21 protein-coding genes are annotated in these 19,998 nt (G+C 37.7%); 12 read left to right on the top strand and 9 right to left on the bottom strand.

All coding sequences use genetic code 11. The features are described from left to right. From ftsY to GWI58_RS06195, 5 genes are all read left to right on the top strand, one after another. Positions 1 to 1,164, top strand: a 1,164-nt coding sequence (ftsY, locus tag GWI58_RS06175) for a signal recognition particle-docking protein FtsY (protein ID WP_161769002.1), incomplete at its 5' end; no start/stop codon positions are given. Between the two features lie 5 nt (positions 1,165 to 1,169). Continuing rightward, positions 1,170 to 1,835 (top strand): cell division ATP-binding protein FtsE, encoded by a 666-nt coding sequence (gene ftsE, locus GWI58_RS06180; protein ID WP_004245385.1) that lies wholly within the window; start codon positions 1,170 to 1,172, stop codon positions 1,833 to 1,835. Further along, positions 1,828 to 2,805: a permease-like cell division protein FtsX gene (gene ftsX / locus GWI58_RS06185; RefSeq protein ID WP_161769003.1), complete on the top strand. Its 978-nt coding sequence runs from the start codon at positions 1,828 to 1,830 to the stop codon at positions 2,803 to 2,805. The genes ftsE and ftsX overlap by 8 nt, the downstream gene beginning before the upstream one ends. 341 nt (positions 2,806 to 3,146) lie before the next feature. Continuing rightward, entirely contained in the window at positions 3,147 to 4,001 is an 855-nt protein-coding gene (rpoH, locus tag GWI58_RS06190) for an RNA polymerase sigma factor RpoH (protein WP_004245383.1), read from the top strand. Positions 4,002 to 4,095: 94 nt separating this feature from the next. Further along, the gene (locus GWI58_RS06195; protein ID WP_036919694.1) at positions 4,096 to 5,244 is read left to right on the top strand and encodes a glycerate kinase; all 1,149 of its coding nucleotides are present in this window, start codon (positions 4,096 to 4,098) and stop codon (positions 5,242 to 5,244) included. Here the strand turns inward: GWI58_RS06195 and panM are convergent. Together panM and GWI58_RS06205 are read right to left on the bottom strand one after the other, a co-directional pair. Continuing rightward, positions 5,220 to 5,636: an aspartate 1-decarboxylase autocleavage activator PanM gene (panM, locus tag GWI58_RS06200; protein WP_094959951.1), complete on the bottom strand. Its 417-nt coding sequence runs from the start codon at positions 5,634 to 5,636 to the stop codon at positions 5,220 to 5,222. The genes GWI58_RS06195 and panM overlap by 25 nt on opposite strands. A gap of 11 nt (positions 5,637 to 5,647) precedes the next feature. Beyond that, entirely contained in the window at positions 5,648 to 6,835 is a 1,188-nt protein-coding gene (locus tag GWI58_RS06205) for an MFS transporter (protein WP_110229726.1), read from the bottom strand. A 113-nt stretch (positions 6,836 to 6,948) separates the two neighbouring features. Here GWI58_RS06205 and GWI58_RS06210 point away from each other — a divergent pair, with 113 nt between their 5' ends. Next, positions 6,949 to 7,425 carry a MarR family transcriptional regulator gene (locus tag GWI58_RS06210; protein ID WP_110229727.1) on the top strand — a complete coding sequence of 159 codons (477 nt, stop codon included), beginning with the start codon at positions 6,949 to 6,951 and terminating at the stop codon, positions 7,423 to 7,425. Positions 7,426 to 7,464: 39 nt separating this feature from the next. Here GWI58_RS06210 and GWI58_RS06215 read toward each other — a convergent pair whose 3' ends face one another. The 5 genes from GWI58_RS06215 to ugpB all read right to left on the bottom strand — a co-directional run bounded on the left by GWI58_RS06215 (position 7,465) and on the right by ugpB (position 12,906). Continuing rightward, positions 7,465 to 8,217 carry a M48 family metallopeptidase gene (locus tag GWI58_RS06215; RefSeq protein ID WP_094959953.1) on the bottom strand — a complete coding sequence of 251 codons (753 nt, stop codon included), beginning with the start codon at positions 8,215 to 8,217 and terminating at the stop codon, positions 7,465 to 7,467. A 488-nt stretch (positions 8,218 to 8,705) separates the two neighbouring features. Continuing rightward, on the bottom strand, positions 8,706 to 9,800 hold the full coding sequence (ugpC, locus tag GWI58_RS06220; RefSeq protein WP_020945134.1) for a sn-glycerol-3-phosphate ABC transporter ATP-binding protein UgpC: 1,095 nt from the start codon (positions 9,798 to 9,800) through the stop codon (positions 8,706 to 8,708). Position 9,801: 1 nt separating this feature from the next. Further along, a complete protein-coding gene (gene ugpE, locus GWI58_RS06225) occupies positions 9,802 to 10,650 on the bottom strand; it encodes a sn-glycerol-3-phosphate ABC transporter permease UgpE (RefSeq protein ID WP_012368825.1) in 849 nt (282 codons plus the stop codon). Further along, the gene (gene ugpA / locus GWI58_RS06230) at positions 10,650 to 11,534 is read right to left on the bottom strand and encodes a sn-glycerol-3-phosphate ABC transporter permease UgpA (RefSeq protein WP_004252723.1); all 885 of its coding nucleotides are present in this window, start codon (positions 11,532 to 11,534) and stop codon (positions 10,650 to 10,652) included. Before ugpA ends, ugpE begins: the two co-directional genes overlap by 1 nt. Positions 11,535 to 11,601: 67 nt before the next feature. Beyond that, complete coding sequence (gene ugpB, locus GWI58_RS06235; RefSeq protein ID WP_161769004.1) at positions 11,602 to 12,906, bottom strand: sn-glycerol-3-phosphate ABC transporter substrate-binding protein UgpB; 1,305 nt, start codon at positions 12,904 to 12,906, stop codon at positions 11,602 to 11,604. Positions 12,907 to 13,081: 175 nt separating this feature from the next. Between ugpB and GWI58_RS06240 the strand changes: the two genes are divergently transcribed. Further along, positions 13,082 to 13,798, top strand: a complete 717-nt coding sequence (locus tag GWI58_RS06240) for a glycerophosphoryl diester phosphodiesterase (RefSeq protein ID WP_004248889.1) — start codon at positions 13,082 to 13,084, stop codon at positions 13,796 to 13,798. Between the two features lie 62 nt (positions 13,799 to 13,860). On the opposite strand, the gene GWI58_RS06245 is transcribed toward GWI58_RS06240, so the two are convergent. Further along, entirely contained in the window at positions 13,861 to 15,057 is a 1,197-nt protein-coding gene (locus GWI58_RS06245) for a cyanate transporter (RefSeq protein ID WP_004248890.1), read from the bottom strand. Between the two features lie 296 nt (positions 15,058 to 15,353). Here GWI58_RS06245 and GWI58_RS06250 point away from each other — a divergent pair, with 296 nt between their 5' ends. Then, positions 15,354 to 16,310 (top strand): acetyltransferase, encoded by a 957-nt coding sequence (locus GWI58_RS06250; RefSeq protein WP_237611670.1) that lies wholly within the window; start codon positions 15,354 to 15,356, stop codon positions 16,308 to 16,310. A 30-nt stretch (positions 16,311 to 16,340) separates the two neighbouring features. Here GWI58_RS06250 and GWI58_RS06255 read toward each other — a convergent pair whose 3' ends face one another. Further along, positions 16,341 to 16,757: a hypothetical protein gene (locus tag GWI58_RS06255; protein ID WP_004248892.1), complete on the bottom strand. Its 417-nt coding sequence runs from the start codon at positions 16,755 to 16,757 to the stop codon at positions 16,341 to 16,343. Positions 16,758 to 16,933: 176 nt separating this feature from the next. Here GWI58_RS06255 and GWI58_RS17820 point away from each other — a divergent pair, with 176 nt between their 5' ends. From GWI58_RS17820 to GWI58_RS06275, 4 genes are all read left to right on the top strand, one after another. Then, entirely contained in the window at positions 16,934 to 17,116 is a 183-nt protein-coding gene (locus GWI58_RS17820; protein WP_001966501.1) for a hypothetical protein, read from the top strand. Positions 17,117 to 17,414: 298 nt separating this feature from the next. Beyond that, complete coding sequence (locus GWI58_RS06265; protein WP_262346781.1) at positions 17,415 to 17,636, top strand: DUF1240 domain-containing protein; 222 nt, start codon at positions 17,415 to 17,417, stop codon at positions 17,634 to 17,636. Positions 17,637 to 17,948: 312 nt separating this feature from the next. Further along, entirely contained in the window at positions 17,949 to 19,172 is a 1,224-nt protein-coding gene (locus tag GWI58_RS06270) for a tyrosine-type recombinase/integrase (RefSeq protein ID WP_161769006.1), read from the top strand. Next, a complete protein-coding gene (locus GWI58_RS06275; RefSeq protein ID WP_161769007.1) occupies positions 19,169 to 19,939 on the top strand; it encodes a DUF6387 family protein in 771 nt (256 codons plus the stop codon). The genes GWI58_RS06270 and GWI58_RS06275 overlap by 4 nt, the downstream gene beginning before the upstream one ends. Positions 19,940 to 19,998 lie beyond the last annotated feature (59 nt).

Raw genomic sequence — 19,998 nt, forward strand, 5'->3', positions numbered from 1 at the left:
CAAGCACGCCAAGAAGCGCAAAGAGCAGAGGCAGAACGATTAGCTGCTGAACGTGCAGAGCAGACTCGTTTAGCCGAAGAAGAAGCCCAACGTCAAGCACAGCAAGAAGCTGAACAAGCACGCCAAGAAGCTGAAGCTGAAGAAAAAGCGCGTATTGCACAAGCACAAGCCGAAGCGGAAGATATTGTCGCGTTACGCGAAGAGGTATTAGTCGATAAACCCGTAGAGCAAGAGAGACCGAAAAAAGAAGGCTTTTTCTCTCGCTTGAAAAAGGGATTATTAAAAACACGACAAAATTTAGGCTCCGGTTTTATGGGGCTATTCCGCGGTAAGAAAATTGATGACGAGCTTTTCGAAGAGTTAGAAGAGCAGTTGTTAATTGCCGATGTGGGAATGGATACCACTAGCAAGATCATTAACAGTTTGACTCAGCATGCTAGTCGTAAAGATCTCAAAGATGCTGAATCTCTTTATGGTAAGTTGCGTGAAGAGATGGGCGATATTTTAAATAAAGTGGATAAACCATTAAATATTGAAGGTAAAAAACCTTTTGTCATTTTAATGGTCGGAGTTAATGGGGTCGGTAAAACGACCACTATCGGTAAGTTAGCCCGCCAATACCAAGCTGAAGGTAAATCGGTGATGTTAGCTGCAGGAGATACCTTCCGTGCAGCGGCGGTTGAGCAACTACAAGTTTGGGGTGAGCGTAATCATATCCCTGTTATTGCTCAGCATACGGGGGCTGATCCAGCATCGGTTATTTTTGATGCTATTCAATCGGCGCAAGCAAAAGGTGTCGATGTTCTGATTGCGGATACCGCGGGACGATTGCAAAATAAATCTCATTTAATGGAAGAGCTGAAAAAAATCGTCCGTGTAATGAAAAAATTAGACGAGGAAGCACCACATGAAGTGATGCTGACACTCGATGCCAGTACAGGGCAAAATGCTGTTAGCCAAGCAAAACTGTTTAATGAAACGGTTGGGCTGACAGGATTAACCTTGACGAAACTGGATGGTACTGCAAAAGGGGGCGTTATCTTCTCTATCGCTGATCAGTTTGGTATTCCTATTCGCTATATCGGCGTCGGTGAAGGTATTGAGGATTTACGTCCGTTTAAGGCCGACGATTTTATTGAGGCTCTGTTTGCCCGCGAGGAGTAGTTGTAATGATCCGCTTCGAACACGTCAGCAAGGCTTATTTAGGTGGAAGACAAGCATTACAGGGGGTTGATTTTCATCTTCGCCCTGGTGAGATGGCTTTTTTAACCGGACATTCTGGTGCTGGTAAAAGTACATTGCTTAAATTAATTTGTGGCATAGAACGTCCAAGTGATGGCGCTATTTGGTTTGCTGGTCATGATATCAGTAGGCTAAAAAATAGTGAGATCCCTTTTCTACGTCGTCAAATAGGGATGATCTTCCAAGATCACCATTTGCTGATGGACAGAACGGTTTATGACAATGTCTCTCTACCTTTGATTATTGCAGGCGCAAGTGAAGAGGATATTCGACGCCGAGTTTCAGCCGCCTTGGATAAAGTCGGACTACTTGATAAAGCGAAAAATTACCCTATCCAGCTTTCAGGGGGGGAACAGCAACGAGTGGGAATAGCTCGTGCTGTTGTGAATAAACCCACGGTGTTATTGGCTGATGAGCCAACAGGGAATCTTGATGGTGAACTTTCAGAAGGCATTATGCGTCTGTTTGAAGAGTTTAATCGCGTGGGGGTTACCGTGTTAATGGCAACGCATGATATGACACTTGTAGAGCGCAGGAATTACCGTATTCTAACCTTAGGTCAAGGGCGTATGGTGGGAGGACAAAATGGCTAAAGGAAAACACTCCCGTAAGGCAATGCCAACACCAAAAGCGAAAACAAAAGCATTACGTGGTGGACGCCGTGAGCAGTGGCGTTATGCATGGCGTAATACCATGGCAGACTTTTTACGCCAACCCCTCTCTTCTTTCTTAACGGTGATGGTAGTAGCGATTTCATTAACACTACCTAGTATCTGTTACATTGTCTGGAAAAATGTATCAACAGCCGCAGAGCAGTGGTATCCCACTCCGCAACTGACGGTCTATCTTGATAAATCTCTAGATGACAGCTTAGCGCAGGCAACGATAAAAAATATCGAGGCATTAGATAAAGTTGAAGAGGTTAATTATCTTTCTCGTCAAGATTCATTAGTGGAGTTTCGCTCATGGTCTGGATTTAGTAGCGCATTAGATATGCTAGAAGAAAATCCATTACCCGCTGTCGCGATTGTGACTCCTGTTATGGTTCCTAATGACGAGCAATTAATGGTTAATTTGCGTGATGCAGTGGCAAATATTGCCGGTGTTGACGAAGTGAGAATGGACGATAGCTGGTTTACTCGGTTATCTACTTTAACCTCATTAGTTGGACAAATCGCAATGGTGATCGGTAGCTTAATGATTGTGGCACTGCTATTGGTTATTGGTAATAGTGTTCGTCTTAATATTTTCAGTCGTCGTGATACCATTAATGTGATGAAATTAATTGGTGCTACTGATGGCTTTATCATGCGTCCCTTTTTAAATTGGGGTTTAGTACTCGGCTTTATCGGGGCTATTTTTGCGATTATTTTCTCTGCATTATTGGTATGGAAGTTATCTGATGTCGTTACGCAAGCGGCGACCGTATTTGGAACGACTTTCTCAATATCTGGATTAGGTTTTGATGAATCGGTTATTTTGATCCTCGTTTCGATGACCATTGGCTGGTTTGCTGCTTGGTTGACCACCATGCAACATTTACGTCAATTCACACCAGAATAGCCATATTAGTCCCTTTTTTCCTTTTTATTATGGCGGGTTGCATTATTATGGCAACCTTGCCATTTTATCAAACCCCTATCTTTGGCATAATAATGTTCTACACTTAACCTAGATGAATTGAGTACTATTTTTAATAGATGAATTTGCGGTTTGCTTGGTAAAGTACAAAGATATGTAAACATAGATGCGATATGAACCTTTAGTCTTTATGCTGGTCAATAATGTTGTAAAAACATAATATCTACCACCAACGATGACCTGTTAAGTACTATTAGAAGGTTCTTCCTGCTCACCATACAGTATTAATATTAATTATCTATTTGATTTTCATGAGGATTTGAATGACAAAAGAAATGCAATCCTTAGCATTGGTTCCGCAAGGCAGCATTGAAGCGTATATCCGTGCAGCCAATTCCTATCCGATGTTAACGGCAGAGGAAGAAAAGGAACTGGCTGAACGGCTGCATTACGAGGGCGATTTGGAAGCAGCGAAAACGCTGATCCTTTCTCATTTACGCTTCGTTATTCATGTTGCTCGCAGTTATTCAGGATATGGTTTACCTCAGGCGGATCTTATCCAAGAAGGTAATATTGGTTTGATGAAAGCGGTGCGCCGCTTTAACCCTGAAGTTGGGGTTAGACTGGTTTCTTTCGCCGTGCATTGGATCAAAGCCGAAATTCATGAATATGTGTTACGTAATTGGCGTATCGTGAAAGTCGCGACAACGAAATCACAGCGTAAACTGTTCTTTAATTTAAGAAAAAACAAAAAACGCTTAGGGTGGTTTAACCAAGATGAAGTCGAGCTAGTCGCGAAAGAGCTTGGGGTCTCTGAGAGCGATGTGCGTGAAATGGAATCTCGCATGTCGGCACAAGATATGGCATTTGACATGAGTGCTGATGATAGTGATGACTCACATCCTGTAGCTCCGGTGCTGTTCTTAGAAGATAAATCTTCTGACTTTGCTGATGGTATTGAAGAAGATAACTGGGATAACCATGCGGCTGACCGACTGACTTTAGCGATAAAAACACTGGATGAACGTAGCCAAGACATTATCCGCGCTCGCTGGTTAGAAGATGATAATAAATCAACTTTACAGGAGCTTGCAGATAAATATGGTGTTTCTGCTGAGCGAGTTCGCCAGTTAGAAAAAAATGCGATGAAAAAATTGCGTTTAGCGATTGAAGATTAATCACATTTTAAAGCCAATCCAACCTCTCTGATTGTAGAGTATGATATAAAAGCGATATTGATATATCGCTTTTTTTATACGCGGAGAACATGACGTGAAAGAGATAAAAATAGTTATCGCCCCAGATCCTTTTAAAGAGAGCTTAAGTGCCAAAGAGGTGGCAGAGGCGATTAAACAAGGCTTTTCACGTTATTTACCTGATGCTGATTATTGTTGTATTCCTATGGCCGACGGCGGTGAAGGTACAGTAACGTCATTAGTTGATGCTACCCATGGTCGTTTTATCACAACGCCAGTTTGTGATCCATTAGGTAAACAGGTAACAGCCACTTGGGGAGTGTTAGGCGATAATACTACTGCCGTGATTGAAATGGCACAGGCATCAGGTCTTCATCTTATCCCTTCATCTCAACGCAATCCCAATTTAACGACGAGTTATGGTACCGGTGAGTTAATTTGTGCCGCACTAGATTTGGGGGTTAAAAAGATCATTTTAGGCTTAGGAGGAAGTGCCACAAATGACGGCGGTGCAGGTATGATGCAAGCGCTCGGTCTTGGTCTTAAAGATAAGTCTGGAACATCTCTGCCTTTTGGTGGACATGCATTAAGTCAACTTCATTCTATAGATATCAATCAACTACATCCAAAACTTGCCTCTGTTGATATAGAGATCGCCTGTGATGTAACTAATCCATTATGTGGCGAATTGGGGGCTTCAAAAGTCTTTGGCCCACAAAAAGGGGCGACAGAACAAGATATTGCGCAACTGGATAGCGCACTACACCATTTTGGTACTTATCTTGAGAAAATGACACAACGCACTCTTATCAATATTGCAGGAAGTGGTGCGGCAGGAGGATTGGCTCTGCCTTTGCTGGCATTTACGCAAGCAACACTTTCACCAGGTATTGATTTGGTTGCTAACGCTGTTGAATTAGAAAAACAGTTAATCGATGCAGATTTGGTCATAACTGGCGAAGGGCGAATGGACAGCCAATCGGCGCAAGGTAAAACCCCGATAGGTGTTGCTAAATTAGCTAAAAAATACCATCGCCCAGTGATTGCGTTAGTTGGTGGTTATTTACCGGATTATGATGTGGTTCATCAGCAGGGGATTGATGCGGTTTTCTCTATCCTGCCCGGTGTTGCCACTTTACAACAAGCCTTTGATAATGCTGAGCAAAACTTACAGGAAACCGCTTATAATGTAGCGAGGCTTTATGCTTTATCATTGCAGAAATAATCATAAGTATCAGCCTGTAATGAAGTAGTAAAATGATGATGCGCTAAAAAAGCCTGTGCTACAGGATCGTTGATTTGCCCTGTTTTCAATAAAGCTTGCCAATGTGTAATGGTTGGATTTTTTTTAAGGCATTGTGTTAGTAAGTAATGCCCAACACCACGGCGACGAGTCACTTCTCTTACCATAAAATCACTGATAAGCGCTGTTTTTGCTCGGTATTTTATACGACAAGCCGCTAGTAATCGCCCGTTAAAACGGGCGACAAAAAGAGCATGCTCTGTGGTGATTGGTGCAGTGAGTGCCATTTGGTACTCACTATCTTGCCAAATTTTCCCTAAATCTATTTTATCTTGTGCTGAAAGCTGCGGCAGATTTTCAATGGTTAGTTTCATCAAATGTCCTGTTAGTCGATGGTTTGTTGTTGTTGTTTTAATGTGGAAAGTAGCGTTTTGATGGCAAAACACAATGCCAAACTTGTTAAGATCACACAAGAATAAAAGACATATTGATAATGATTATCGGTGACAAAATAGCTTGCGACCATAGGCCCTGCTGCCATACCACAGTAGCGGATAAAATTATAAATACCCATTGCCGTTGCTCTTACTGAACTAAAGTGGCTGGTTAATAAGGTCGTGTGTGTAGGCATAGTTAATCCTAAAGAGAGACCATATAACACCGTTAATATTAACATTATTGGTAATGAGATTTGCCAAAATAGGGCAAATAACGACAACATGGCAAGGTTTATACATGAAGTTATGATCACACCATATTCAGCGCTAAATAAATGACAAACCTTACGGTAAAGATAACTGCCTAACACCAGTGCAATGGACATAGGAACATAAAGCCCACCAATTTCGCTGCTATTTAAGTGATAAAGATGAAAAGCAATTAAAGGTAAAAATACTAATAGACAGAAGTAGTTATAAAACACCATAAAACTTATCACAAAAACAGATTTACCCTCTGGGGCGGCGAGCACTTGTCGCATAGCAGATAAGCTTTTAACGGACTGTTTTTGTTCTGGGCGAGTTTCAGGTAAATAAAACAGATGGGCAATCAGCAAAACAAGTCCCACTATACTTAAGAAAACAAAAATACTCTGGTAGTGATAATGTTGTGCTAAATAGCCGCCCAATAAAGGACCACTCGCTGGAGCTAATGCTAGCAACATTTGATAACTTCCCATTGCTTTAGCACGCTCATTCCCTTGATAGAGATCACCTAAAATAGTTGCTGCAACAACAGGGATGGCAGCGATACCTATGGCTTGGATCACTCGTCCAAAAATTAATAGATTAATAGAATTAGCCCATATACAAATAAGTGCGCCGATAATTGAAATCGTTAACCCACTGAGCAAAATAGGTTTTCTGCCCCATTTATCAATCAATGAACCATAACATAACTGCATAACAGCCATAGCAAAAGTGAAAGCTGATACCGTAAGGTTAACCAGTGATAATGTGGTATTAAATTGCTGCTGGATCAATGGCAGTACAGGAGTATAAATATTTTGTGCTAGAGAGCCTAATAAAGCGCTAAAGCAAACAAGGTAAAACAGACTACGGATTGATAATTTCATTATATTGCCTCTTAATTTTGTTTCCATGGAAACAAAATAGATAATAGCGATATTTTGATTGTTGTAAATAGTTTTGGTATTATTTTTTAAAATATTTTTTCCAAGGAAACAAAATGACAAAACAGCAAGTAACCACACAGGAATTGCTTAATGGTTTAAGTGAATTGTTGCATTTAAAAGAAGCGAATAATGATGAAGGCCATAAGAAAGTATTAGCAGAGAAGGGGTTAGAAAATTATTCACTCACAGAGCTTCATGTGATCCATTGCATTGGTGAAGAGAGTATGCGCAACCTCACAACGATCAGTGATTATATGGCAATGACACGTGGGGCAGTCTCAAAAATTTGTCGTCGCTTACAGAGTAAAGGCGCTATTGAGAAAATAAAATTAGCGGATAACCAAAAAGAGATATTTTTTATTTTAACCACTGAAGGGGAAAAGCTGTTTCACGCTCATGAATTGTTACATCAACAATCTCAGGCAAAATGGATAACCTTATTTGAACAGTATGATCAAAATGAAAGGCTGGCAATTAAACGCTTTTTAGCTGATGTTGCAAATCGTTTTCGCCACAAGGAAAAAGCATAAAGAAAACCCCCATATGGTTAAATATAGGGGCGATAAAGTTTATTTTTTATCTTCGGCAATGCGGTTACGAATATTGTCAGCACGCTCTTTTGATGGTGGGTGAGAATCAAACATGCTTGAATCACTACCACCTAATTTAGCTAATTTTTCAAAGCCAGTCACTAAGCCTGAAGTATTGACACCGCGTTTTTTCAGCAGATCGTAAGAGAAGTTATCAGCTTGTGTTTCTTGGTGTTGAGAGAACTGGGCATTAACCAGTTTTTCCCCCATTTCTGCTAACTGGGAACGACTTAATTGTGCTGCTACTCCCCCCGCTGAAGAGGCCGCGGTACGTGCCGCAACGGTGGCATGTGCTACTTGGATTGCTTTACGTGTATGGCCTAATGCTACGTGTCCCATTTCATGACCCAATACACCTTCCACTTCGTTGTCAGTCATGATGTCCATTAAACCGCTATAAACACGCACACAGCCGTTAGCCATCGCCCATGCATTGACATCTTTAGTGAGATAAACTTTATAGTTTACTGGAGTACCATTAACTTCATTACCTAACGCTTTCGCGATATTATTTAAGCGTTTAGTGTAGTTACTATTTGCAGGTGCAATTTTGTTTTTAGCATCCATTTCTTTACATGCATCATTAGTTAGCGCTTTGACATCGTCATCACTTAATGTTGCCGCTTGGAAAAGTTGTGTACCTGATTGCGCTAACATAGAAGTATCAAGATTTTTACAGCCAGAGAGTAATGCCGTGGATACCATCACTGTCGCAAGTAGTTTTATTTTCATTATCAATTAAGTCCTTTTCTGCTTAGCAGTTTAATATTATTAGTTGCACATTAAATGCGAGCAAAAGAATAGCAGTGCTTATCTAGTGGTGCAATATGCGGATATTCCAATTATATTATTCTACTGCTATAAAAAATTATTTTTATTATTTTAAATGCGTATTTTTCTATTTTTAAACTTATTATATAAAATATTAAAATCCTTAATAAGTGTACTTTTATTAATGTAAGTAATCATAGTTTTTAAAATGGATTTGAAGGTGTTTATTGTAAAATTTTTATTAAATTTTAATATGTTGTAAATTTTTTATCATTTCTCTTTTAGCAAAGATTAATCGCAATGGATAGCATCAAAATAATCTACTTTATACATTTTCAGTGTTAAGTATATTGATGTTATGTGTGTTTTCTCATCAATGAAAAAATAATAGCAATGCTAAAAACATTGCTATTAAGATTAAACTGAAAATGAATCACAGTGAGAATAAATTAAGAGACTAATCGTTCACTTAACAACATGGTAGGACGTTCAATCCGTTTTTGGGTTTGTCGATCAAAAAAATGTAGATTTTCTGGATAAATAGCAACACCTATTCTATTACCCACATTAACACCATGATCGTTTGTGGCTCGAATAACAATAGATTGTTGGTCACAAGTGGTGGCGTAAATTAAAACATCAGCCCCTAAAGCTTCAATAAAATCGACATTAGCATGAAACAGTGGATTTTGTTGATTTATGAGCAAATGTTCAGGACGTAATCCTAGTTGGATCTCACCATTAGGTAATGAGTGGGCAGAAATAGCAAGATGACCATCCGCAATTTCAATAATACCGCGATTGATATGAGTGGTTAAAATATTCATCGCCGGTGATCCCATAAATGTTGCCACAAATACAGAAGCAGGGCTTTCATAAATCTCTAAGGGGGAGCCAACTTGTTCTATATGACCTTGGTTTAGTACCACTAATTTATCCGCCAAGGTCATGGCTTCCACTTGATCATGAGTGACATAAACAGAAGTAGTGGCTAATTTTTGCTGCAGCTTTTTGATTTCAAGACGCATTTGTACGCGTAGTTTGGCATCAAGGTTAGAGAGCGGTTCATCAAATAAGAAGACTTTGGGATCACGGACAATCGCTCTGCCCATGGCAACGCGTTGGCGTTGTCCACCAGAAAGCTCTTTAGGTTTTCTATCCAGTAAATGGCTTATTTCTAGCATGTGAGCAGCGCGATCGACTCGGGCTATGATTTCAGCTTTGGGGACTTTTCGATTACGCAAACCATACGCCATATTGTCATAGACAGACATATGCGGGTAGAGGGCATAATTTTGAAAAACCATCGCAATATCTCGCTCACTAGGCTCATGTTCATTTACGCGTCGATTATCAATCAGTAAATCGCCATCTGTGATGGTTTCTAATCCCGCTATCATGCGCAGTAGTGTTGATTTTCCACAACCACTAGGCCCTACTAAAACCACCATTTCGCCTTGCTCAATAGAGAGATTGAGCGTGGAAATTGCTTGATAACCATTAGGATAACGTTTTTCTAAATTAGTCAGTGTTACGGTAGTCATATTATTTCTCCGTATCAACAAAGCCTTTAACAAAGGCTCTTTGCATCAAAATGACGATAAAGACAGGTGGCAACATTGCAATTAAAGTGGTTGCCATAATTTTGTTCCACTCAATCACGCCATCAGATACGGCCACCATCTGTTTGATGCCCATGACAATGGTGTAGTACTGAGTATCTGTGGTGATAAGCATTGGCCAAAGATATTGATTCCAGCCATAGATAAAGGTGATAACAAAAAGTGCGGCAATATTGGTACGAGATAAAGGCAATAAAATAGTAAAGAAAAATTTTATTGGCCCTGCACCATCAATTTTGGCCGCTTCAATCAGCTCTGGGGTGATGGTAAGAAAAAATTGGCGAAATAAAAATGTAGCCGTTGCACTCGCAATCAGTGGAATGGTCAGTCCTGCATAGGAGTTCAACATATTAAGATTTGTCACTACCTCAAAGGTCGGCATGATCCGCACTTCGACGGGGAGCATCAAGGTAAAGAAGATTGTCCAAAAAGCCAGCATTCTGCCAGGAAAACGAAAGAACACCACGGCGTAAGCGGAGGCAATAGAGATAACCAATTTACCAATAGTGATCACTAACGCCATAACTAAAGAGTTCAATAGCATACCATTAATGGTAATTGCACTATTTTGAGTCGTTCCCGCTGATGAAAAGAGCGTTTTAAAAACCTCGATACCCTCCTGACCAAACCAAAGAGGCGAGCCTGTGGCAAATTCGGTATTTTGGTGGGTAGTCGCAACAACAGCGATCCATACCGGAAATGCTACAGAAAGAATGCCAACAATCAGAATAAGATGGCAAAAAGCGTGGAAGAGAGGTCTACGTTCAACCATTAGTAAGCCACCTTTTTCTCAACATAACGAAATTGAATAATGGTCAATATGGCAACAATCAACATTAAAATAACCGATTGTGCCGCTGATGAGCCTAAATCTAATCCAACAAATCCATCGTTATACACTTTATAAACTAATGTTGAGGTGCTATTACCGGGGCCACCTTGGGTCATAGCATGAATGATGGGAAAGGTGTCAAAAAAGGCGTAGGCAAAATTAACCACCAATAAGAAAAAAGTTGTCGGCGAAATTAATGGCAAACTAATGGTAATAAAACGTTTAATTGGACCACTGCCATCAATGGCTGCTGCTTCTAGCAACGATTTAGGCACAGATTGTAACGCGGCAAGAAAAAACAGAAAGTTATAGCTTATCTGTTTCCATGTGGCGGTTAAAATGACCATCCACATTGCATGAGATGTATTTAAGACCGGATCCCAATTGATACCGATTTTGTTTAATACTCGGCTTAATACACCAATGGTAGGATCGAGCATAAACAACCAGAGAAAACCTGCGATAACAGGAGCAATAGCATAAGGAGCGATAAGTATTGTGCGGTAAAACAATTTACCCCGTAATATTTGCTCAGCAATACCCGCTAAAATAACCGCAGATAACATTGAAAGTAATACAACACTGGTACTAAAAATAAGCGTGGTGATTAAGCTGTCAAAATAATAATTATCATTAAATAAGCGCTGAAAATTTTCTAAACCAACAAATTCACGACTAAGGCCAAAAGCATCTTCTAACTGAAAAGATTGCAACAATGCTTGTCCAGCCGGCCAAATAAAGAAAATTAAAGTAATGGCTAATTGAGGGAAGATCAGCGCGATAGGTAACCATTTTTGTTTAAAGTAAACGGATTGGGAAGCCATACTGTATCCAGAGATCTGACAAAATAACAGGCGAACACTTATTGATGTTCGCCGAATACCAAATACCTTACTGAGTGCGTTCAAATCGGCGTAGTTGTTCATTTCCCCGTTTAACCGCATTATCCAAGGCGGTTTGTGCGCTCTGTTTGCCTGACCACACTTTTTCTAATTCTTCATCGACGATTTCTCGCGTTTGTAAAAAGTTACCAAAGCGCAAGCCTTTTGAGTTTGCTGTAGAGTCAGAGGTGGTCATTTGTAAAATAGCCGTATCAGCACCAGGATTTTGCTGATAGAACCCCTGTTGTTGTGTTAATGCATAAGCGGCTTTCGTCACAGGTAAATAACCGGTTGCTTGATGCCAATCTGCTTGTACTTCAGGACTAGAAAGATAGGTAAAGAATTTAGCGACACCGTTATATTCAGCATCAGGACGACCTGCCATTACCCATAATGAGGCACCTCCGATAATGCTATTAGCTGGTTTATCAACTAAAGTATCGTCATAAGGCAATTGGCTAACACCAATATCAATGCCTTTCATATTCTCTTTAATACCCGCAAAGCCTGCAGATGACTCCATCACCATGGCGCATTCTTGAGTATAAAATAGCGGCATAGCATCAGATTGGCGGCCACCATATTTAAAAATACCGGATTTAGACCAATCCGCCATGCGTTGGATATGAGCAACAAACGGTGCCTGATTAAATAAAAATGAGGTATCAGCTCCATCAAAGCCGTTATTTTTGGTGGCGATAGGTAAGTTATTACGAGCGCCAAAATTCTCTATTTGGGTCCATGATTGCCAAGTGGTGGTAAAACCACATTTCACGCCAGCATCAAGTAGTTTCTGAGAGACTGCCCCCATCTCTTTCCATGTTTTAGGAGGTTGCTCTATGCCTGCTTGTTTAAAGAGTGCTTTGTTGTAATAAAGTACGGGCGTTGAGCTATTAAAAGGCAGAGATATCATCTTACCATCGCTGGTGGTGTAATAAGCGGTAACTGTCGAGAGGTAGCTATTAGGATCAAATGGCTCGTTGGTTTTTTCCATTAATTGGTAAACAGGAAAAACGGCTTTTTTAGCTCCCATCATACTTGCGGTTCCCACCTCAAACACTTGAACAATCGCAGGTTGGTTTTTGGCTCGAAACGCAGCAACAGCACTGGTCATCGTTTCTGGATAAGTTCCTTTATAGACAGGTTTTATCACATATTCTGATTGGCTGGCATTAAAGTCTGAGGCGATTTGATTGACTTTTTGGCCTAAGGCGCCCCCCATGGCATGCCACCACTCTATTTCGGTTTTTGCGTAGGTTGGTGAAGTAAATAATGCTATTGCTATGGCAAGCGTACTGAAGGATTTAATCGACATGTAAAATTTCCTTTTTATTTAAATACGAAAGGCGCAATCTAATTTAAGAAATACCCTAAGCGTTCTTTATGACAAATGGGTGACAATTAAATGAAGATATGTTGATGGTGTGACTGTCAAATTGCTGTCATAAATGGTTGTCATGATGGCGATATCAACGAATAAGGAGAGAAAAATGAAAATAGCCGCTCATAGAGGATTTTCTGGAAAGGCACCTGAAAACACATTAGCTGCATTTAAAATGGCAATTGATTTTGGGTGTGAATGGATTGAAACCGATGTGCAATTAACGGCAGATCATGTACCTGTACTGATCCATGACAAGACGGTTAATCGTTGCACGAATGGACAAGGTGCGGTGCGCTTTCATAGTTTGGATGATTTACACCGCCTTGATGCAGGCAGTTGGTTTAGTTCACTTTATCAAGGGGAAAAAATTCCCACACTAAGACAAGGTTTGCAGTTGATAAAGCGCTCAGGCACTAAGCTCAATATCGAACTTAAAACATGGCCTGATGATGATGTAGAGCGCTTATGTTTAGCGGTATCTGAAATGATAAAAAGCGCAGATATCCCTAACGAACAAATCCTGTTTTCCTCTTTCGATACTCACGCATTAATGGTGATGAAACGTTATCTGCCCGCCATTCGTCGAGGACAGCTATGGGATGATATTCCTGATAATGCACTAGAAACTTTACAAGCTATAGAGGGGTTTAGCGTGCATTGTAATTATCAATATTTAACGCAGCAACAAGCGGCTATGTTGAAACAAGCTGGCTATGAAATTTATTGTTACACCCCCAATGATCCTAAAGAAGTGAAAGATTTTGAAGCATGGGGAGTCGATATGTTGATCACTGATGTCCCAGATATTTATCAACAGAATTAATGTGCTTTTTATAAGGTATCTGAGTGAATGACACAGATGCCTTATAATGCTTATTTTTATCACTAATCTGTCAATATATGGCTAGTAGGATAGGCCTTATTATAATTATGAGGATTTAACCGTGCAAATAATCCCATAGTTAATATCACTAAGACAGCATGAAAAGCCCAAGCATAGGTAAAACTACCATCATCTTGTTGTAGCCATACTGCGATCAGCGGCCCAAAAGAGGCAATAATAAATCCGCCACCTTGCATCAAGGCTGATAGTGCTCCTGCGTGTAATGGATGAGGAACATGATCTAATGCGGCAATCATCATCATTGAGAAACAACCACCCAACCCACAGCCTAAAAAGATACTCCATAGATAAGGGGCACTCATTGGCATTGTCATCAGCGCTAAAAATCCAATAAGTTGGCTTGTCAGTGTTAAAAGTAGCCAAAAACGGCGATCATGATTTTTGGCAGCAAGAAATGGAATAATTAATGCTGCTGATGCTTGAAAAAGTGACAAAATAGCAACTAATGAGCCACTTTGTGCACTTGGCATACCTAATGATTGATAGAAGGGAGCTAACCATGCCACCATCGAAGCGTAGCCGGCATTAACAAATCCAAATCCAACAATTAATAAGGCTGTTCTTGGTCGCCAAATCAATGTATTAAGTGGCAGTTTATTGGTTTCGGAAATATTCTTTTTAATTGATAGCGTAATAGCAACTAATGCGACGCTCGCGGGTAACGCAAACCAAGCAAGAGCCTGTTGCCAATTGCCATCAGATGCCGTAAGAACAGGGGATAACTGAGCACCTAATGCACCTCCTCCCATTAGCATAGCTGAGTAGAGACCCATCATAATGGGAGTTTTCTGTCCAAACCACGCTTTGATGATGCCAGGGAAAACCGCTTGGATATAAGCGACACTTAAACCACAAAATAGAGCAGTAATAAGTAATTGATCACCATCAGAAACATAGGCACGAGAAAACGATGCTAATAATAAGATAAGCATCGCAACTTGTAGCCCTCTACGAGCTTGAATATAAGGTTGTAAAAAGGGCACAACCAAAGCACCGACTCCCATTAAAATCATGGGTAATAACGTGAGTAATGAGACTTGGCTATAGCTCATGCCTGTTGAAGCAATAATATTGTCAATAACAGGGCCAGGCCCGGTTAAAAAAGGGCGTAAATTTATTCCTACTAAAATGATAGTAAGGACAATCTGCCACATATTTTTTCGTGGTAAGGCTGTCATAGTAATTCCCTGATAAACATCAAATTTGTCTATTGTATAGACAAAGTTTGTCTAAAAAAATGCTAATAGTAAAGATAAAGTATCATTGTTTTCAGTTGAGGTTAGCATTATTGACAGAATATAGAACTCTAATCTGAAGATGATATTTTCCCGAATTTGCTCTATCAGTTGTTTCCTAAGTAAATTTATCTAAATGATATTTGGTTTCTTTTATATTAATATTAGCAGGAAGGTGTAAACTGGTTTATTATTTTATACCGAAAAATATAAATAACTAAGGTAAGTTAATGTTGAGTATGGAAAAAATTAAGCAACCCTATTGGCCAGCATTAAAATTGATATTAAGTTCACTTATTGTTTTTAGTTTCTATTTGAAACAAAGCCATACCCCTGACTTTTCATTACTGATTAATATATTTGATTTAACATTAATTCCTATGTTTGTTTTTATTATCGGGTTTATTACTAAAAATGGGACATGGAAAAGTTGGCGTGATAATTTATTGGCTGCCTTAGTGATTTATGCGACTTTCCAAACTATTGATATGATCCCTCTTTATTATTCAGGGCAATTTGACCTTAATACTTACCTTCTTTTTCCTCAAAATGGTGTTTGGTTTTTTCTTGCTACACCTATTTGGCAAGCTTTTTTCCTATTGTTACCTTCATACATCAGACATCATAAACCAATATTATTCTCTCTTCTGCTTGTCAGTATTTTGCTATCGTTGTTAACTAAAGGCTATGAATCTAAACTATCTACTTTCTTGGCTATAATACAATATTTTCCATTTTTTATTATCGCTTATTTAGTAGACCAACAAACAATTGCTAAATTGAGAAGTCAATCTTTTGTGGTTATTGCTTTAATAAGTTTATTATCAATATTTATACTTTATTATCAATCTAATATAAATTATATTATTCTAACAAAATTAGAAGGTAGTCTATTTTTTGCAAAATTAATTATATATATTATCTCTTTATTGATAAGTTTTATTTTAAGCGCAGGGATTATTTACCTTGCACCAACCACTCAAAAATACGCTTCTCTTGCCAATAATGCGTTAGGTGTTTATTTAATTCATCCAATCATTTGCTTTATCCTTTTACAAGGCATAATCTTTTTTCATTTATCCCTTACGTTACCGATGGTTTTTGCACTCACTGTTATCACCATTAGCCTAGCACTATTATTGGCATCAATTAAGCTTATTCATTGGTTTATTAGCCCAACTTTTAATATCCGATAGCTTAGTCAACATGAGTGGAGAAAAATGTCATTAATTTTTCTCCACTAAGAATAAAATCGTATGTTCACTATTAATTTGTTTTATTTGTATAAATAAATTGTCTTTACGCCAGGATTCATTTCCATCTGTATTCCAATATGCATTTATATCTTTTACATAACCTAGATTTTCAATATAATTTATCAATTCTATTTTACGGTTTGGATTTACATTTGAAAATAGAATTGAATTAGTCATTGGTGCTACACCATCAGGTGAGTCGTAAAATATAATGTAATTGCTTGAAATAATAGGAGCGTTTTTGATTTCATCAAAGGTAAATAAATTATACCTAATGAAATCATGTTTTGTGTATGAAAAATGATTATCTACAAATAAAATGGGTATATTTAGAATAGACCCTACAAGTAATAGAACAATAAAAATAAATTTAATAACTTTATTCAAATTTGATCTCCATATCTCTACGAAATTGATATTATATCTTGTTTTATCTTCAATGTGATGGCATTGTCAAGGGTGCTAAATTCTGTCTAATTTTTTCATTTGCTTATAAAGGATTGGAATAGGCATTTAAGGATCAATATCATTTAGCCGATTTTTTGGGAAATGTAACGGTTGATATGGCAAAAACAGCTTTGGCTGCTGCTGGAGCTTGGGCTGTAGGCACAGTATTATTATCAAGCGCTGTGGTAGGAGGCAGTGTAGTAGCTGTTGGGTTAATTGTCTTTCTTGTAGGGGTTGGTATCACGATGACTTTAGATTATATAGATAAGCAATATGGCTTAAGTGAAAAAGTCATTTAATACTTGAGAGAGGAGTCAAAAAGAAAACCAAGAACACCTGAGGTTGATGTTAATAAAATATTTCACTCATGGCCAAGGTTTGATTATGCCAAGATGGGATAAAATAATAGTTTCCATATTCTTTCTTATTTTATTTATCGTAATTGGAATACTTGTTTATGGTTACACTATTTCGTTATTTCTGATGGAAGATATTATTATATTTTCAGAGCCTATTGTTATGTTAACACTGGGGGTACCACTTGTCATATCTACTTGTTTCGCAATGACAATTTAGTTTTTTCTTGGTGTAAAATCAATTGTTTTTATGTCTTTAATAACATTTAATAAATTAATAATGCGATATTTAGTCTATTTAGGACTTGCCGGTGTATTGCTCAGTTTTCCTATCTCATTTGTAGTAAATATCTTTCTTCTTGATGAAGGATATAAAACGTGTGATAAAATTTCGTGGCTATCACCCACTACATATGTAAAAGAATTATCGTTTTGCAATAACAAAAAAGCCCTTAACAAATAATGAAAAGGGCTTTTTAATTCAATGTATTATACGACTTCTATTAATTCATGCCGTATTTTCATTTTTTTAGTTTTGATGCTATCTGATGTTATTTTAATATTCAATAAAATCAAATAGATAATTAAAACAAATACTGTATATTGTTCCAGTGTTTATTGACGTTTTCGTATTTGTGCATCAAACTGTGGGGTACACGGTGGGGTACTCAAAATGATGACTGGTGTATGAACTAACTTTTTTAATTATCTTATAACCAATTGATATTATTTAATTAAGTACTCAAAATGATATGAACTAACTTTTTGGTGCGTTATGGTGGCTTTAAACAAATTAACAGATAGAAAACTCAAAGCTCTTTACGGACAGGAACAGGATAAGCCTATTAAGTTGGCGGACGGTGCAGGGTTGATGATCCGTGTTACCAAAAAAGGCGCTATTAGTTGGATTTTTAAATATAGGATTGGTGGTAGAGAGACGGAGGCTAAAGTAATTACTTTGGGTCGATACCCTGATATGAGTTTAAAAGAAGCTAGAGAACTCCGTGATAAGTGTCGTAACTGGCTGGCATTAGGCAAAGATCCAAAGCTACAACTAAATATAGAAGTTCAATCCTCATTAAAGCCTGTCACTGTGAGAGATGCTTTGGAGTATTGGGTTGAAAATTACGGGAAAGATAACCGAGTTAATATAGTTAGGCATGTGGCTCAATTAGAAAAGCATATTTACCCTTATATTGGTGAAATGGCTTTAAGTGATTGTGAAACCCGCTATTGGTTAAATTGCTTTGATAGAGCACGACAAGAATCACCCGTTGCGACTGGCTATGTATTTCAGATGTGCAAACAAGCTTTAAAATTTTGTAGAGTTAGGCGATATGCTGTTAGTAGTGCTCTTGATGATTTAACTATTCCTGATGTTGGTAAGAAACAAAATAAAAAGGATCGGGTACTTACTGATAAAGAATTAGGGGAATTATGGCAATCACTTAATGAGAATAAACATATTCCTTATTATAAGCATTTAATTAAAATTCTTATTATTTTTGGGTGTCGTTCACATGAAGCTAGATTATCAGAGTGGAAAGAATGGGACTTTGATAATTGGATTTGGACTGTACCTAAAGAACATACAAAAACAAATGAGAAAATTATTCGTCCAATACCTATTTATATAAGAGATTTCATTAAAGAATTATATTCAATAAATAAAAAGACAGGTTATTTATTGGGTGAATTAAAAAAATCTGAGGCAGTTTCTCAATACGGTCGTAAATTATGGGAAAGATTTAATCATTCTGAGCCTTGGACATTACATGATTTAAGGAGGACATTTGCGACAAAGTTAAATGACATGGGAATTCTCCCTCATATTGTAGAGCAATTACTAGGTCATGCTTTGCCAGGAGTAATGGCTATTTATAATCGTAGCCAATACTTACCTGAGAAATTAGATACATTTAATAAATGGTATGAACGATTAGATTTATTGGCAGAGAATAATAGAAATGTGGTTATTTTAAAGGCAAGGTTAAAATGAAAATTAGTAATAAAAAAGACCTCCCTAAGTGGTTTAATTTATCTGATTATGATTGTTATAACATAATGCCAGATGATGAAATTATATATCAATTATCTTGTAGGTATAATGCATTGATTACAGAGGAATATAAAGAAAATGATGTTTTCTTTGCTAAAAAAATTAATAAAGGTGTATATATTTATAATGATAATGTAACTCCATTATGGAAAAAAAATGATTTTGATAGGAAACTATATCTTAGCAAAGGTAAATCTATTTCTCCAATGACTATAAGAGATGCCAAATTTATGTTTGGAGACATAAAAGAAAAAATAGGAATAAGTATATCAGATAAAGTAGATGAAGATTTTAATGATATGTATATAAGCATATCTGCAATTAATAAATTATCAGTTATTTTTGATGGAGTTTTTTGTAAAATTGATTTAATGAAATCAGACGAGGTTATTTTATATGAAATGAGTCATTTACTAAAAACATGGAGGAATGAATTAGATATACCTGATGACGATGATACCATAAAAAATGGCTGGTATGTTGTTAAAGATAAGATATTATCTTATCGTATGTTTCCATTGATTGACTTAATTTTATGGGAAAAGGCAATGTCAAATAAAATTACAAATGGCGTATTGGCTGTATCTTTATTTCCTAATGGAGAATACGACTCTATAAATATAGCACAAACTATTAGACCATTTGCTATGTCTCTTCTTAACTATAAAACTTTAGAAAAATTTGAGCACGAAATATCTAATAAATAACTTTGATGTAAATTCCTTAGAAATAATTTATTTTTTGCTTATAGTGCTAATGATTTTTT

The organism is Proteus sp. G2674 (genome assembly GCF_009915195.1).
Taxonomy (GTDB): domain Bacteria; phylum Pseudomonadota; class Gammaproteobacteria; order Enterobacterales; family Enterobacteriaceae; genus Proteus; species Proteus mirabilis.